At 70.7% G+C, this 15,179-nt stretch carries 12 protein-coding genes; 4 read left to right on the top strand and 8 right to left on the bottom strand.

The annotated features are described in order from the left end of the window. Positions 1 to 47: 47 nt before the first annotated feature. Entirely contained in the window at positions 48 to 518 is a 471-nt protein-coding gene (locus O2L52_RS13100) for a Dps family protein (RefSeq protein ID WP_270115979.1), read from the bottom strand. A gap of 286 nt (positions 519 to 804) precedes the next feature. On the opposite strand from O2L52_RS13100, the gene O2L52_RS13095 reads away from it, so the two are divergent. Genes O2L52_RS13095 through xylA form a run of 3 tightly spaced genes read left to right on the top strand, consistent with a single transcriptional unit; the run spans position 805 to position 5,699 of the window. Next, complete coding sequence (locus O2L52_RS13095; protein WP_270115977.1) at positions 805 to 3,102, top strand: TIM-barrel domain-containing protein; 2,298 nt, start codon at positions 805 to 807, stop codon at positions 3,100 to 3,102. Then, positions 3,103 to 4,512 carry a xylulokinase gene (gene xylB, locus O2L52_RS13090; protein WP_270115975.1) on the top strand — a complete coding sequence of 470 codons (1,410 nt, stop codon included), beginning with the start codon at positions 3,103 to 3,105 and terminating at the stop codon, positions 4,510 to 4,512. A 14-nt stretch (positions 4,513 to 4,526) separates the two neighbouring features. After that, positions 4,527 to 5,699 carry a xylose isomerase gene (gene xylA / locus O2L52_RS13085; protein ID WP_270115974.1) on the top strand — a complete coding sequence of 391 codons (1,173 nt, stop codon included), beginning with the start codon at positions 4,527 to 4,529 and terminating at the stop codon, positions 5,697 to 5,699. Between the two features lie 228 nt (positions 5,700 to 5,927). On the opposite strand, the gene O2L52_RS13080 is transcribed toward xylA, so the two are convergent. Further along, complete coding sequence (locus O2L52_RS13080; RefSeq protein ID WP_270115973.1) at positions 5,928 to 6,476, bottom strand: GNAT family N-acetyltransferase; 549 nt, start codon at positions 6,474 to 6,476, stop codon at positions 5,928 to 5,930. A gap of 89 nt (positions 6,477 to 6,565) precedes the next feature. Beyond that, a complete protein-coding gene (locus O2L52_RS13075) occupies positions 6,566 to 7,054 on the bottom strand; it encodes an Imm1 family immunity protein (protein ID WP_270115971.1) in 489 nt (162 codons plus the stop codon). Between the two features lie 301 nt (positions 7,055 to 7,355). On the opposite strand from O2L52_RS13075, the gene O2L52_RS13070 reads away from it, so the two are divergent. Then, positions 7,356 to 10,256 (top strand): BTAD domain-containing putative transcriptional regulator, encoded by a 2,901-nt coding sequence (locus O2L52_RS13070; protein ID WP_270115970.1) that lies wholly within the window; start codon positions 7,356 to 7,358, stop codon positions 10,254 to 10,256. On the opposite strand, the gene O2L52_RS13065 is transcribed toward O2L52_RS13070, so the two are convergent. The 5 genes from O2L52_RS13065 to O2L52_RS13045 form a co-directional block, all read right to left on the bottom strand. Further along, positions 10,253 to 11,092, bottom strand: a complete 840-nt coding sequence (locus tag O2L52_RS13065; RefSeq protein WP_270115969.1) for an ABC transporter permease — start codon at positions 11,090 to 11,092, stop codon at positions 10,253 to 10,255. The two genes, O2L52_RS13070 and O2L52_RS13065, sit on opposite strands and share 4 nt — an antisense overlap. Then, positions 11,089 to 12,051, bottom strand: a complete 963-nt coding sequence (locus O2L52_RS13060; RefSeq protein ID WP_270115968.1) for an ATP-binding cassette domain-containing protein — start codon at positions 12,049 to 12,051, stop codon at positions 11,089 to 11,091. Before O2L52_RS13060 ends, O2L52_RS13065 begins: the two co-directional genes overlap by 4 nt. A 124-nt stretch (positions 12,052 to 12,175) precedes the next feature. Continuing rightward, positions 12,176 to 13,060, bottom strand: coding sequence for a hypothetical protein (locus O2L52_RS13055; RefSeq protein ID WP_270115966.1), 885 nt, complete (start codon positions 13,058 to 13,060; stop codon positions 12,176 to 12,178). 167 nt (positions 13,061 to 13,227) lie between these two features. Then, a complete protein-coding gene (locus O2L52_RS13050) occupies positions 13,228 to 14,160 on the bottom strand; it encodes a carbohydrate ABC transporter permease (RefSeq protein ID WP_270115964.1) in 933 nt (310 codons plus the stop codon). Further along, positions 14,157 to 15,140: an ABC transporter permease gene (locus tag O2L52_RS13045; protein ID WP_270115963.1), complete on the bottom strand. Its 984-nt coding sequence runs from the start codon at positions 15,138 to 15,140 to the stop codon at positions 14,157 to 14,159. The genes O2L52_RS13050 and O2L52_RS13045 overlap by 4 nt, the downstream gene beginning before the upstream one ends. Positions 15,141 to 15,179: the final 39 nt, after the last annotated feature.

Raw genomic sequence — 15,179 nt, 5'->3', positions numbered from 1 at the left:
CTCACCAGTCGCTCCGCCCGGCCCCGGCCGCGCGTCGGCGGTGCCTTTCAGCCGAGTTCGGCCTGGAACATCCAGCTCTGCTTCTCGAGTTCGGCGGTGACGCCGATGAGGAGGTCCTGGGTGACCGGGTCGGCGGACTCGGTGACCTCGATGCGCTCGCGCATATTGGCGATGATCGCGGTGTAGGCCTCGATGAACAGCGAGACGACCTCGTTGTCGCTGATCTGGCCGTCGTGGATCTTGGGCACGGAGGAGGTCTCAGCGACCGTGGCCGCTCGCCCGTCGGCGCTGACGCCGATGGCGATGGCGCGTTCGGCGACGAGGTCGGTGGCGTTGCGGGCCGACACGACGATCTCGTCGAGCTGCAGGTGGAGCGAGCGGAAGTTCTTGCCGTAGACGTTCCAGTGCGCCTGCTTGCCGATGAGTGAGAGGTCGATGAGGTCGACGAGCGCCCCCTGGAGGGCTTTCGCGGTGGTCTCGCGGTTCTCGTCGGAAAGGCTGGAGCGGACGGTGGACATCTCGGTACCTCGCATCGGACTGGGCTCTGGAACGCGGTGCGCGACGTTAGCTTTCGGGCGGTCGCACCGCCCAGGGTAGCTTTCCCGCGCCCGCGGTGTGGGCGACTCGGCGCACCGGGCGGCGCCGGGTGCGCCGCGGGGCGCTCAGGGCGCCTGGCGAAAGCGTCCCGCGGAATCTCGACGCCCCCGGTCGCAATTTGTTCGGATAGTCGATAAACTAATGAACGTCGTGCCGCCCCACCCGGCTCGCACTGTCGTACATACCCTCAACAGGCAGGAGCATCGAATGCCTTATCGCCCGCCGCTGGTCGCCCGCGAGTTCTTCGTCGCCGACCCCCCGGAGCTTCCCCAGCGAGCCAACGGCGAGCAGGGTCTGTCGGCCGTCACGAGCGCCGAAGTCGCCGAGACCGGCCCCGCCTCCGTGCTCCTGAAGGCCCAGACGAGCGCGGGGGAGGAGCTGTACATCGGCATCAGCGCCGTCGCCGAGGGCGTCGTGCGCGCCCGCCTCTCGGCCGACCCGGCCGCCCGCCCCTCCGTCGAGAAGATCATCGAGCTGGTCCACGCCGGCGCCTACGCCGACGCGAAGGTCTCGGTCGAGGACGGCACCGTGGTCGTCGACGCCGGCTCCGTCCGCGCCGTCGCCACCCTGGAGACCTGGTCGCTGCGGTACACCGACGCCGCCGGGAAGACCCTCGTGGCCCAGAACGCGGGCGAGGAGGACATCTCCGGGCGCCTGCGCACGCTGCCGTTCGGCCGGTCCCTCGTGGACGGCCAGCCGGTCGCGTTCCACGAGTCGTTCACCGCCGCGCCCGACGAGGCCTTCGCCGGGTTCGGCGAGCGGTTCGCGCCGCTGAACGCCCGCGGCCAGCGCCCGCTGATGTGGAACTTCGACGCGTTCGGCTCCGAGTCGATCCGCATGTACAAGAACGCCCCGATCTACGTCTCGGACCGCGGCTACGGGATCGTCGTCAACTCCGGCGCGCCCGTCGAGTTCGACATGGCCCAGCAGACCCACGCGGCCGTCGAGTTCATCGTGCCCGACGACGCCCTCGAGTACTTCGTGCTCGGCGGGACCCCGGTCGAGGTCCTCGACCGGTTCGACGGCCTCACCTCCCGCCCGTCGCTGCCCCCGAAGTGGGCCTTCGGCACCTGGATCTCCTCGGGCTTCTTCGTGGACTCCGAGGAGCGGGTCATGGAGCGGGCCAAGAAGATCCGCGAGCGCGGCATCCCGTGCGACGTGCTCCACCTGGACACGTTCTGGCAGCACGAGCCGCACTGGTCCGACATGCAGTGGGACCGCGAGAACTTCCCGAACCCGGAGCGGATGCTCGCCGAGCTGGCCGAGCAGGGCTTCAAGGTCTGCCTGTGGATGAACTCCTACATCTCGGCCCTGTCACCGGTCTTCGCCGAGGGCGACGAGCGCGGCTACTTCCTGAAGAACGCCAAGGGCGAGACCTACGTGGCGGACGTCTGGCACGGCTCGCACCAGGCCAGCGGCATCGTCGACTTCACCAACCCCGACGCGGTCGCGTGGTGGAAGGACCTGCTGCGCGGCCCGCTGCAGGCCGGCGCTGCCCTGTACAAGACGGACTTCGCGGAGGGCGTGCCCGCTGACGCGGTGGCGCACAACGGCATGAGCGGCACCGAGCTGCACAACGTGTACACCCTGCTCTACAACGACGCGGTGGTCGAGGTGACCCGCGAGGTCAACGGCCACGAGCTGGTGTGGGCGCGTTCGTCGTTCCTCGGCGGGCAGCGCCACTCCGCGCAGTGGTCGGGCGACGTCCAGACCACCTGGGCGGGCCTGGGCGGCACCATCCGCGGCGGCCTCTCGCACGGCCTGTCAGGCGTCCCGTTCTGGTCGCACGACACCGGCGGCTTCAACGGCACGCCCCACGACGATCTGTACATCCGCTGGGCCCAGTTCGGCGCGCTCTCGCCGCTGCTGCGCTACCACGGCACCACGACCCGCGAGCTGTGGGAGTTCTCCGCGGAGGCCGAGCGCCTCGCGGTGGAGTCGCTGCGGCTGCGGTACTCGCTCATGCCGTACATCTACTCGGCGGCCGTGCACGCCTCGCGCACCGGCGAGCCGGTGCTGCGCGCGCTCAATGTGGACAACCCCTCGGACCCGGTGGCGTGGAACGCCGACCAGGAGTACCGCTTCGGCAAGGACCTCCTCGTCGCGCCGGTGAACGACCCGTCGGGCGAGCGCAAGGTGTACCTGCCCGAGGGCCGGTGGATCGACTTCTGGACCAAGGAGGTCCACGAGGGCGGTCGCTACATCGACACGAAGCACACCCTGGAGACCTTCCCGGTGTTCGTGCGCTACGGCGCGATCATCCCGCGCATCGCCGCCGACGTGCAGATCGCCGACGGCGCGTTCGCGGACATCACGCTCGAGGTGTGGGGCACCCCCGACCGCGGCATCGTGATCAGCGACGTCGACGGCGACACCACGGTTGAGATTGAAACAGTTTCAGAAACTGTTGTGACCCTGGTGTCGACAGGGCCGGCCGATATCGCTAATGTGAGTGTCGTAGATGTTGCGGGCAAGCCCGCGAACGTGGAGCTGGAGCGTACCTAGATGACCCTGGTGGCCGGAGTCGACTCATCGACGCAGTCGACGAAAGTGTTGTTGGTCGAAGCCGAGACCGGCGAGATCGTCGACTCCGGTCGCGCCTCCCACCCGGATGGGACCGAGTGCCCGCCCGAAGCCTGGTGGGAGGCGCTCCAGGAGGCCGGAAAGGGCCTGCTGGACCGCGCCGAGGCCGTGGCCGTCGCCGGGCAGCAGCACGGCATGGTCGTCCTCGACGCGAACGACCAGGTCGTGCGCCCGGCGCTGCTGTGGAACGACACCCGCTCGGCCCCGCAGGCCGAGCGGCTCACCGCCGAGCACGGCGGCCCCGAGGCCTGGGCCGGCGACACCGGACTCGTCCTCGCGGCCTCCTTCACCGCCACGAAACTCGCCTGGCTCGCCGAGAACGAGCCTGAAAACGCGGCGAAAACTGTTTCGGTGATGCTGCCGCACGACTGGCTCACCATGAAGCTCCGCGGGGCCACCGCCGCCGACGCGACCACCGACCGCTCGGACGCCTCCGGCACCGGCTACTGGTCGCCCGCCACGGGCGGCTACGTGCGGGACCGGCTCGTCCAGGCCTTCGGCCGCGACCTCGCGCTCCCGCGCGTCGCCGCCCCGAACGAGGTCGTCGGCCGCACCGCCTCCGGCGCCGCGGTCGCACCCGGCACCGGCGACAACGCCGGCGCCGCCCTCGGCCTGGGCCTCGGCCCCGGCGACGTGGCCGTTTCGCTCGGCACCTCGGGCACCGTCTTCGGCGTCTCCGACGTCCCCGCCGCCGACGCCTCCGGGCTCGTGGCCGGCTTCAGCGACGCCACCGGCCGGTTCCTGCCGCTCGTCTGCACCCTGAACGCCGCCCGCGTCCTCGACACCTTCCGTACCCTCCTCGGTGTGACCCACGAGGAGTTCGACGCTCTCGCGCTCGCCGCCGAGCCCGGCGCCGGAGGCCTCACCCTCCTGCCGTACCTCGACGGCGAACGGACCCCCAAGCGCCCCAACGCGACCGGGGTCATCAACGGGCTCACGACGGGCGCGACCCGCGAGGACCTCGCCCGCGCCGCCGTCGAAGGCATGCTCTCGGCCCAGGCCGACGGCCTCGCCGCCATGGCCGCCCAAGGGCTGACGGCGAAGCGCGTCCTCCTCATCGGCGGCGCGTCCGCCTCCGAGGCCGTGCGCCGCATCGCCCCGAGCGTCTTCGGCGTCGACGTCGAGGTCCCGCCCTCGGCCGAGTACGTGGCCCTCGGGGCCGCCAAGCAGGCGGCATGGGCCCTCAGCGGCGCCCAGACCCCGCCGCAGTGGAAGACAGGCGACACCGCGCGGTTGACCGGCGACGCCGCCACGCCCGGGTCGTTCAGAAACATCGTCGAGCAGTACGCGAGCCTCCGGGACGAGACCTCGTCCTGGGCCGCACACCAATGAGAAAAGGATCGATCATGACCGACAAATACGCACCGGTGCCTGAGGACAAGTTCTCCTTCGGCATCTGGACGGTCGGCTGGGCGGCTCAGGACGTCTTCGGCTCGGCCACCCGCGACGCCATGGCCGCCGACCGCGCCGTGCGCAAGCTCGCCGAGCTCGGCGCCTACGGCGTCAACTTCCACGACAACGACGTGTTCGGCTTCGACGACTCCGAAGCCGAGCGCGACGCCAAGGTCGGCGCGTTCCGCAAGGCCCTCGACGAGACCGGCCTCAAGGTCACCACCGCGACCACCAACCTCTTCAGCCACCCGATCTTCAAAGACGGCGGCTTCACCCACAACGACCGCGACGTGCGCCGCTTCGCCATCAGCAAGGTCATGCGCAACATCGACCTCGCCGCCGAACTCGGCGCCGAGATCTACGTCGCCTGGGGCGGCCGCGAAGGCGCCGAGTTCGGCGGCTCCAAGGACGTCCAGTCCGCCATGGCCCGTATGAAGGAAGCCTTCGACACCCTCGGCGACTACGTCACCGAGCAGGGCTACGACCTGCGCTTCGCCATCGAGCCCAAGCCGAACGAGCCCCGCGGCAACATCCTGCTGCCGACCCTCGGCCACGCCCTCGCGTTCATCAACGAGCTCGAGCGCCCCGAACTGGTCGGCATCAACCCCGAGATCGGGCACGAGGAGATGGCCGGCCTCGACTTCGCCGCCGGCATCCGCCAGGCCCTGTGGCACGGCAAGCTCTACCACATCGACCTCAACGGCCAGACCGGTCCGCGCTTCGACCAGGACCTGCGCTTCGGCGCCGGCAACGTCGGCGGGGCCTTCTGGGTCGTCGACGCCGTCGAAGAGGGCATCGCCAAGGGCCAGTACACCGGCCCGATCCACTTCGACTACAAGCCCCCGCGCGTCGAAGACGACAACGGCGTGTGGGTCTCGGCCGCCGCCTGCATGCGCAACTACAAGATCCTGCAGGCCAAGGTCCGCGCCTTCCGCGCCGACCCCGAGGTGCAGGAGGCCCTCGCGGCCGCCCGCGTCGCCGAGCTCGCGACCCCCACCCTCGCCGAAGGCGAGACCTGGGCCGACCTCAAGGACGTCAAGGTCGACGTCGAAGGCCTCGCCGCTAAGGGCATGGCCTTCGAGCACCTCGACCAGCTCGCCCTCGAGCACCTCTACGGCGTTCGCTAAGCGCAAGTATTAAAGCAAGGCAATGCAATCGGGCCCGGAGCTTTCGCTCCGGGCCCGATCACTACCCCACACCCATCAATTGGATTCGACTCGCCTTGCGGCTCGTCACCCCTCAGGAGGTTTCTTCTTCTTTCCCCTGCGCCAAAGATTAGGGACGGGGCCTCTGTATTCCACGCGAGAACGATTAGAGGTTCATTGGAACCGCAGCGCCACTCGCCGGACAGGGGATCAGCGGGCCGTCGGCGCCGTCGGCGCGGGCGGGTGCTCCGGCTCGGCCAGGATCTTCTGCCAGATGCCGACGCCGACCCAGGAACCGTGCTTGAACCCGGCATCGCGGATGCTGCCCAGCAGCTCGAAACCGAAGCGGGCGTGCAGCGCCTCGCTGCCCGGGTTCGGCTGCGAGATCTGTGCCATCACACTGCGGAACCCTTGCTGCTCAAGCTGTTTGAGCAGCTCCCCGTACAGGAGCGAGCCGACGCCCCGACCCTGGTGGTCGGGCGAGACGTACACCGTCGACTCGGCGGTCCACGCGTACGCCTGCTTCGGCCGCCACGTGCTCGCGTACGCCAGCCCGGCCACGGCCCCGCCGGACTCCGCGACGAGGTAGGGGAAGCGGTCCGCATTCGCCGCGAACTGCTCCGCCCACTCCCCGGGCGCGTACGGCTCCGTGCGGAAGTTGCTGGTCGACTCGGCGATGTAGTGGTCGAGGATCGCGCTGGCCGCAGGCGCGTCCCCGACCCGTGCGAAACGCACGGTCACGGCGTCACTGGTGCTCATGACAGCAAAGACTATCCAGAGGCGGGCTCGGTACCGGGCCGCGTTCCCGCCAGGCGGTCAATGCCACAAGGGCCCTCGCCACACCGGCGTCACCACACCGTGCTGGGCCGCCACATGCAGCCGGACGGGCGCAGGCCGCCCGTCGCCCGGAAGTCCTCCACCGCGCGCGCCAGCGTGCTCAACGCGATGTGCGCATCGGGCGGGAACGTGCTCGCCGCGTCCATGTCCCGGTAGAGCCGCAGGTGCGGGGCCTGCAGCTCGCTCGAGTAGGTGACCCAGGCGCCCGGACCGTAGTCCTCGCCGCCCGGACCGAAGTAGGCCAGCGCCCCGACCTCCGCAGTGCTGTCCGCGATGATCTTGAGGCCGTGGTCGGGCCGACCGCCGGGCTCGTAGCCGGGCCGGTCGCGCACGATCGCGGTCGCGACCTGGAGCAGGTCGGCCGCCACGATCGTGGCGACGGCGGCGGCCACGCCGTCGGGGTCGTGGGCGAGGAGGACCCGGGTCCCGTTGTCCCGGGTCTCGAGCCGGAACTCGACGCAGTAGCCGGCGATGTGCGCGCCGGCGGGGCCAGGGCTCATGGGGGGCTCTCCTTCCGGGTCGCGAGACTCGGCAGTGCGGGGCAGAGCATCGTGTTTGTGATCGAGACTGATCGCCATGGCGGACACCGCACCTCACATGGGGTCGTACCGTTTCGGGGTTTTGGGAACGACAGTACGTGCGCGATCGCGCCGTATGTTCGATCAGTCGGGAACTTGACAGAAAAGCACTGATATGCCGTGACAACCTGTTCATGCAAGTAGCAGATTCCATTAGGGAGTCCACGCGGCCCATTGCCGACCGGGTCGCCCGCGCCCCCGCCAGGGCGGCAAGATAGACCGCATGCGAGTGGAGCTGCTGGGACCGCTGCGAGTGCTCGGCGAGGACGGGACCGAGGTCCCGGTCCCCGCCGGACGCCAGCGCGCCCTCCTCGCCCGCCTCGCACTCGAAGGCGGCGCCGTCACCGCCGCCGCACTCATCGGCGCCGTCTGGCCCGAGGACCCGCCCGCCAACGCCGGCGGCGCCCTCCACACCCAGCTGTCGCGACTGCGCGGCCTCCTCGGCGACCGCCTCGAAAGCGGCCCCGGCGGCTACCGGCTCGCCGCCGACACCGACATCGACGCCTTCGAGCGATTCGCCGCCGGCACCGAAGCGGCCTCCAGAGAGGACCGGCCCGCCGCCGCCCGCGACAGCGCCGAAGCCGCCCTCGCGCTCTGGCGCGGCACCGCGCTCGCCGACCTCGACGGGTACGCCTTCGCCGAGACCGCCCGCACTCGGCTCGCCATGCGCCGCGACACCGTCGCCGCCCTGCACCTCGACGCCCGGCTGCGCCTCGAAGGCGCCGACGCGGTCCTCGCCGAACTCGCCGCCCGCCACGGCGCGGACGTGCTCAACGAACCCGACGCCGCCCGGTACATGCGGGCGCTGGCCGCCGCGGGCCGCCGCGCCGAAGCCCTCGCCGTCTTCGGCGCCGTGCGGGAGCGCCTCGCCGACGAGCTCGGCGTCGACCCCTCCGCGGTGCTCCGCGAAGCGCACCTCGACGTGCTGCGCGAAGCGCCACCGCAGGCGGCCCGGCCCAAGCAGCACCGCCTGCCCGAGCCGCTCACCGCGTGCATCGGGCGCGAGTCCGAGATCGCGGCGGTGACCGGTCTGCTCGAAGCGAACCGGCTCGTGACCTTGACCGGCCCAGGCGGTACCGGCAAGACCCGCCTCGCGGTGGAGACCGCGAACCGGCTGGTCGCCGAGGGTCGCGAGGTGCGCCTGGTGGAGCTCGCGCCCGTCGCCGACCCGAGCCGCCTGCCCGAGGTGTTCGGCGATGCGATCGGCCTCGGCGAGTCGATCCTCGCCCGCCGCAGCGAGGACCCGCGGACGCGCCTGACCGACGCCCTGTGGGGCCGGGACCTCCTGCTCGCGGTGGACAACTGCGAGCACCTGATCGAGGACGCCGCCGAGCTGCTGGCGCACCTGCTCGGCCGCGTGCCGGGCCTGCGGGTGCTCGCCACGAGCCGCGAGGCGCTCGGCATCACCGGGGAGGCCGTGCTCGGCGTCGGGCCTCTGCCGCTGCCCGAGCGCGCCGGTTCGGTCGCGGACCTGCGCTCGCACGCGGCCATCGCGCTGTTCGAGGAGCGGGCCCGCCAGAGCGATCCGGGATTCGCGGTCGACGCGGCGAACGCCGACGCGGTGCTGCAGGTCTGCGCCGCGCTCGACGGCCTGCCGCTCGCGATCGAGCTCGCGGCGGCCCGCCTGCGGGCCATGAGCATCGAGGACCTCTCCGCGCGCCTCGACGACCGGTTCGGCCTGCTCGGGCGGGGCCCGCGCACGGCCGAGCCGCGCCAGCGGACGCTGCGCGCGGTGGTCGACTGGAGCTGGGACCTCCTCGATCCGCGGGAGCGGCTCGTGCTCGCCCGCATGTCCGTCTTCAGCGGCAGCGCCGACCTCGCCGCCGCGTGCGCGGTCTGCTCCGCGAGCGCGGACGACATCACGGGCCTGGTCGAGAAGTCGCTGGTGCAGCGCCTGCCCGGCGGCCGGTACCGGCTGCTGGAGACCGTGCGCGAGTACGCCGCCGCGCGGCTCGCCGAGGCGGGGGAGACCGCCGAGCGCTTCGAGCGGCACGCCGAGCACTACGCGGCCCTCGCCGAGGAGGCCGAGCCGCACCTCATGCGCGCCGAACAGGTCGAGTGGCTCGACCGGCTCGGGGCCGAGCACGCGAACCTCTTCGCGGCGATCCGCCGCATGGTCGCGGCCGGGAACGCCCGCGTCGCCTACCGCGCGATCGCGCCGCTCTCCTGGTACTGGTGGATGCGCGGCTTCCGCGAGGAGGGCATGGAGCTGGCCCGGCAGGTCCGGGCGATCCCGCTCGGCTCTGCCGACTCGGCCGACTCTGTAGACGCTGATGACGCGGACCCGCTGCATCGCGCGAAAGTGTCGATGGCCGGCAGCTGGGGCCTGTGGTCGGGCCGGATCGACCCGGTCGAGATCGACGCCGAGTTCGCGGCCGCGCAGCGCATCAGTGAGGAGCACGGGCTCTTCGCGGTCGAACCGCTGCTGCAGATGATCCCGATGATCCGGGCGATGATCGCCGGGGACGGGGGGCGCATGCGCGAGATCCTGGACAGGCTGACCACCGAGGAGCACGCGTGGGTGCGGGGGATCGGCCTGCTGTTCGTCTCCGAGTTCTCGTACCGGTCCGGGCGGCCCGACGCGGCGGCGGCCGAACTGGCCGAGTCGAACGCGATCTTCGCGTCGATGGGCGACCGGTTCGGGCTCATCCTCTCCTGGCAGGGCCTCGCGGCCGACCGCATGGCGGCAGGGGACTACCCGGGCGCGCGCGAGCTGCTGGTGCGGGCGATCGCGGCCGAAGCCGAGTTCGGGGCGGACCTGTCCGACTCGGTGATCGCCGACCAGCTGTGGCGGATCGACGCCGAGCACGGGGACGACCCCGAGACGATGCTCGAGCGGATGCGGGCGCAGCAGGAGCGGGCGGAGCGGATCGGCAACGCCGAGAACGCGCTCGCCGCCCGCAACGCCGCGGCGATCTGCCTGCGCCGCATGGGGAAGGGAGACGAGGCGCTGCGCGAACTGCTCGACGCCGAGCAGGACCTGCCGCGGTTCCAGAGCTTCTCGGAGGTCACCATGCAGCTGTACCGCCAGCTCGCGTCCATCGCACGGGAGCAGGGCGACCCGGACCTGGAGGCCCGGGCCGCCTCGATGCTCGAGCAGAGCACCTGGCCGTTCAGCAGCTAATCGGTGAGCTTGCGGCGGTAGGCCCGCAGTGACAGCGGCACGAACACGGCGATGAGCGCCGCGCACCAGCCTAGGAGCGCGAGCACCTCGCCGCCCGGGTCGCCGCCGTCGAGGAAGACCCGCATCGAGTCGGCGAGGGCCGTCAGCGGGTTGAGCTCGGCCCACCACTGGACCGCGCCGGGGAGCGTGTCGAGCTCCACGAACACCGTCGAGGTGTAGGCCAGCGGCATGAGCAGGCTGATCATCCAGGTCTGGATCTGCTCCTCGCTCTTGGCGGTGAGGCCCACGAGGACCATCGACCACGAGGCGGCGAACAGGAACAGGAGCAGGACGCCGGCGGCGGCGGCCGTGCCGAGGACCCCGCCTCCGGAGCGGTAGCCGATGGCGAACGCGACCCCGCCGACGACCAGCAGCGCCCACGCGTACTTCACCATGTCGGCGGCGACCCGCCCGGCGAGCAGCGCGAACCGCGACACGGGCATGGCGGTGAGGCGGTCGAACACGCCTTCCTTGATGTCGCCGAACAGGCCCAGGCCGGTCGAGGTGATGGCGAAGAACAGGCCCATCGCGATGATGGTCGGCCCCGCGTACTGCAGGAAGTCCTGCCAGGAGCCCATCATCTGGCCGCCCATGAAGAACGTGACGGACAGCAGGATCATCAGCGGGATCATGAAGAACTCGACGAGCTGGGCGGGCGCGTGCTTGATCGAGGCGAGCGAGCGGGCCGCCATCGTGGCGGACTGCGCGAGCGCCCCGCGCCGGGTCGTCCAGGTCGTCTCGGCGCCCGCGGCGCGCCTCGGCGTCTCGGTTGCGGCAGTGTTCATGTCGGTGCTCATGCCACCGGCTCCTTCGTGGTCTCGTCGGTGCGGGTGCGGTGCCCGGTGAGCTGCAGGAAGACCTCGTCGAGGGTCGGCTCGTGGAGCCCGAACCCGGCCAGGTCGACCCCGGCCTGGGAGACGCGGGCCATCACGGCCTGCGCCTCGCCCGCATGGGCGACGGGGACGAGGACGTCCCCGCCCTCGGCGCGGGCCTGCGCGCCCACGGCCCATTCGGCGAGCTGGACCAGCTGGTCGGACGCGTCGGGGCGGGTGGGGGACAGGCGCAGGACCTGGCCGCCCACGGCCTGCTTGAGCTGCGATGGCGTGCCCGAGGCGATGACGCGCCCGGTGTCGATCACGGCGATCGAGTCGGCGAGCTGGTCGGCCTCCTCCAGGTACTGGGTGGTGAGCAGGACCGTGGTGCCGGAGGCCACGAGGTCGCGCACGACCTCCCAGAGCCCGTTGCGGCTCTTGGGGTCGAGGCCCGTCGTCGGCTCGTCGAGGAACAGGACCTCGGGCCGCCGCACGATCGAGGCGGCGAGGTCGAGCCGGCGGCGCATGCCGCCGGAGTACTTGCTCGCGGCGCGCGTCGCGGCGTGGGCGAGGTCGAACCGCTCGATGAGCTCGTTCGCGCGGGCCTTCGCCTGGCGGCGGGACGCGCCGAGCAGCCGGGCCACGAGCACGAGGTTCTGCTCGCCCGAGAGGTTCGGGTCGAGCCCGGCGTACTGCCCGGTGAGGCCGATTCGCTCGCGCACCTGGGCGGCCTGCGCGGTCACGTCGAGGCCGAGCACGCGGGCGGTCCCGGCGTCGGGCCTGGTGAGCGTGGACAGGACCCGGACGGCGGTGGTCTTCCCGGCCCCGTTGGGGCCGAGGACCCCGAGCACGGTGCCGGGGGCCGCGGCGAAGTCGACGCCGCTGAGGGCCTGGACCTCCCCGAAGGACTTCTTCAGCCCCCGGACTTCGATGGCGTATCTCATGGGGTGCGCCTCTCTGCTGCACTGGTTCGCTTCCTGTGCCGCCAGCGTGCGCGCCCCTGCTTTCAGATGGGTCTCACCCGGCTTTCACGCCCCGCTTTCACCGCAGCCGGGTCCGTGAAAGGGGTCAGGCCGGGATGGCCGCGATGACCGCCTCGGCCACGGTGGTCATCTCCTCGCCGGACTGCGCCTCGTCGATCAGGGTCTCGTCGAACGCGCCGAAGACCGCCAGGATGTAGCGGTGGTCGGCGCCGACGGTGCCGGTCGAGACGAGGAAGCGGTCGGGCTTGCAGCAGCCCCAGCCCTGCTTGACGGCCCAGTCGAGGCCGCCGGCGGCGTCAGGGATGCCGAAGGTCTGGTCGTAGCCGTCGGCGCCCAGCTCGGTGGTCGCCTCCATCGCGTCGACGATGACGGCGCGGTCGTCCTCGGGCAGTTCATTGAGGACGTACTCGTACATGCGCACCACGTCCGAGGCGGAGATCTGCACATCGCCCCAGCGTCCCCAGTCCTCGGCGGGCACGGTGTGCTCGAGCCCCATCAGCGCCGCCTGCTCCTCGATGACCGCGGGGCCTCCCACGACGCCCCACAGCTCATTGGCGATCGGGTCGTGGCTCCGGGAGATCATCTCGGCCACTCGGGACGGTTCGACCCCGTGTTCGAGCGCGCCGATGCCGATGATGATCTTGGAGACGGACATCGTGTTGTGGGTCTCGTCGGCTCGGTGGCTGAGCAGATACCGCTGCTCGACCGAGTCGTAGAGCACGAAGCTGAACTCGCCGGCGAGACCGGACTCCTGGATGATCGACGCGGCGGCCGTCTCGGGGTCCGGTTCCGCTGTGGTGGGCGGCGGCTCCGGCAGGAACCGGATCCGACCCTCCGGTTCGGGGATCGCGACGAGCGCCCCGATCATGAGCGATCCGACTGCGACCACGGCGAGCAGGGCCCAACTGCCCGGTCTGCGGCCGACCGCGACGCGGAACCGTCCGGCGGCGGCATTGATCCAAGGGGGCATGTCGGAATCCGAATCCGTTGTGGGGGTGAGCCGTCAGGGGTCTCGGAGTCTAGCAATCCGCGGCCCGGGAATGTCCGGACAGGACCTTCGATGTGGCGGGGAGGCGGACCCGGAGCGACGCGAAAGGCCGCCTCCGCAATGCGGAGGCGGCCCCTTGCACCAGGGGGTCAGCCCTTGATCGCGCCGGTGATGACGGCCTTCGTGAAGTGCTTCTGGATGAACGGGTACATGATGACGATCGGGATGATCGTGCAGACGACCACGGCCATCTTCAGCGCCGCGTCGGGCGCGGCGGACTGGTACTGGCTCACGTTCGCCGCGGCGCCCGGCAGGCCCTGCGTGGACATGAGCATCCGCTGCAGCACGACCTGGATCGGCTGCGTCTCCAGACCCGGGATGTACAGCACCGCCGAGAAGTAGATGTTCCAGTAGCCGACCGCGTAGAACAGCGCGATGACCGCCAGGATCGCCTTCGACATCGGCAGCACGATCTTGAACAGGGTGCGGAACTCGCCCGCGCCGTCCATCCGGGCCGCGTCGAGCAGCTCGGTCGGGACGCTGTTCATGAAGAACGCCCGGAGCACGATGAGGTTGAAGGCGCTCAGCGCCATCGGCAGGATGATCGACAGGTAGTTGTTGAACAGGCCCAGCTTCTGCACGACCAGGAAGCTCGGGTACAGGCCCGGCGCGAACAGGAACGTGAAGAGCACGAGCATGAGCAGCGGCCGGTGCAGCAGCGAGCCGGTCCGCGAGAGGCCGTACGCCGCGCCGATGGTCAGGACCATGCTCAGCGCGGTGCCGCCCGCGGTCAGGCCGATCGTGAGGATCAGCGACTTCGTGAGCGCGCCGCCGTCGAAGATCTCCTGGTACGCCGCGATGCTGAAGTCGGTCGGGATCAGCAGCAGGTTCCCGCCCGCCGAGGCGAGCGACTCCTCGCTGGCGAAGCTGGTGGCCACGACCGCCCAGATCGGCAGGACGATGGCCGCGCCGTAGGCGATCAGGAAGAGCGCCTTGACGAACTTCCCGAACCACGAGGGCTCCTCGTCCCAGACGGGGCGCGCACTCTTGCGGGGCTTGAGCTTGATGTCGATGGCGGTCATGACTTCTGGTAGATCCCTTGCTCTCCGAGGCGGTGCGCGACGTTGTTGGCGATGAGGACCAGGATCAGCCCGATCACGCCCTTGAACAGGCCGGCCGCGGTGCCGAAGGAGGCTCCTTCGGTGCCGATGACGCTGCGGTAGTAGATGAAGGTGTCGAGCACTTCCGTGGTCTGGTAGCCGATGGCGTCGCGCTGCAGCTGGTACTGCTCGAAGCCGACGGTGAGGATGCCGCCGATGTGGAGGATGAGCAGCAGCACGATCACGGGCCGGATGCCCGGCAGGGTGATGTGCCACATGCGCCGCCAGCGGCTGGCGCCGTCCACGGCCGCGGCCTCGTACAGGCTCGGGTTGATCGAGGCGAGCGCGGCCAGGAAGATGATCATGCCCCAGCCGGCGTCCTTCCAGGCCCACTGCAGCCAGGCCAGGAACATGAACGTGTCCGGGTTCGACATGAACGACAACCGGTCGCCGCCGAAGCCGAGCAGCCAGTTCGAGACCAGGCCGTCGGAGCCGAGCGTCTGGACGAACACGGTGACGACCAGGACCCAGGAGAAGAAGTACGGCAGGTACACGATCGACTGGAAGACGCTGCGCACCTTGGTGGAGACCACGCTGTGCATGACCAGGGCCAGGACGATCGACAGCGGGAACAGGAACAGCAGGTTCGCGAACGAGTACTTCAGCGTGTTGAGCAGCGCCGGGAGGAAGTACGGGTTGTTGAACAGCCGCTCGAACCAGGCGAAGCCCACCAGGGGGTTCTCCCAGAACGGGCGGTGCGGGCTGTAGTCCATGAACGCGATGATGTTCCAGGCCGAGGGCCAGTAGAAGAACACCGCGAGCTGGGCCATCGCCGGGAGCGTCATGAGCAGGAGCGGCCAGTCGTGCCGGAACCGCTGGGCCACGGTCCGCTTCCGCTTGACAATGGTGCGGCGTTCCTGCCCGGAGGGAGCCGGGGGCGCTGAGGTCTGGAGAGCTGCCATCGCTTGTGTGAAATCCAGTCAGTGAGTACCTGTGCGGGG

The organism is Glycomyces algeriensis (assembly GCF_027622855.1).
In the GTDB taxonomy this organism is placed as follows: domain Bacteria; phylum Actinomycetota; class Actinomycetes; order Mycobacteriales; family Micromonosporaceae; genus Glycomyces; species Glycomyces algeriensis.
Note: the sequence above shows the minus strand (reverse complement) of the source record. Positions and strands in the feature narration are given on the sequence as shown.

Excerpts from the sequence above, each read along its gene's own strand:
- O2L52_RS13100 (WP_270115979.1), bottom strand. The coding sequence starts at position 518 with ATGTCCACCGTCCGCTCCAGCCTTTCCGACGAGAACCGCGAGACCACC.
- O2L52_RS13095 (WP_270115977.1), top strand. The coding sequence starts at position 805 with ATGCCTTATCGCCCGCCGCTGGTCGCCCGCGAGTTCTTCGTCGCCGAC.
- xylB (WP_270115975.1), top strand. The coding sequence starts at position 3,103 with ATGACCCTGGTGGCCGGAGTCGACTCATCGACGCAGTCGACGAAAGTG.
- xylA (WP_270115974.1), top strand. The coding sequence starts at position 4,527 with ATGACCGACAAATACGCACCGGTGCCTGAGGACAAGTTCTCCTTCGGC.
- O2L52_RS13080 (WP_270115973.1), bottom strand. The coding sequence starts at position 6,476 with ATGAGCACCAGTGACGCCGTGACCGTGCGTTTCGCACGGGTCGGGGAC.
- O2L52_RS13075 (WP_270115971.1), bottom strand. The coding sequence starts at position 7,054 with ATGAGCCCTGGCCCCGCCGGCGCGCACATCGCCGGCTACTGCGTCGAG.
- O2L52_RS13070 (WP_270115970.1), top strand. The coding sequence starts at position 7,356 with ATGCGAGTGGAGCTGCTGGGACCGCTGCGAGTGCTCGGCGAGGACGGG.
- O2L52_RS13065 (WP_270115969.1), bottom strand. The coding sequence starts at position 11,092 with ATGAGCACCGACATGAACACTGCCGCAACCGAGACGCCGAGGCGCGCC.
- O2L52_RS13060 (WP_270115968.1), bottom strand. The coding sequence starts at position 12,051 with ATGAGATACGCCATCGAAGTCCGGGGGCTGAAGAAGTCCTTCGGGGAG.
- O2L52_RS13055 (WP_270115966.1), bottom strand. The coding sequence starts at position 13,060 with ATGCCCCCTTGGATCAATGCCGCCGCCGGACGGTTCCGCGTCGCGGTC.
- O2L52_RS13050 (WP_270115964.1), bottom strand. The coding sequence starts at position 14,160 with ATGACCGCCATCGACATCAAGCTCAAGCCCCGCAAGAGTGCGCGCCCC.
- O2L52_RS13045 (WP_270115963.1), bottom strand. The coding sequence starts at position 15,140 with ATGGCAGCTCTCCAGACCTCAGCGCCCCCGGCTCCCTCCGGGCAGGAA.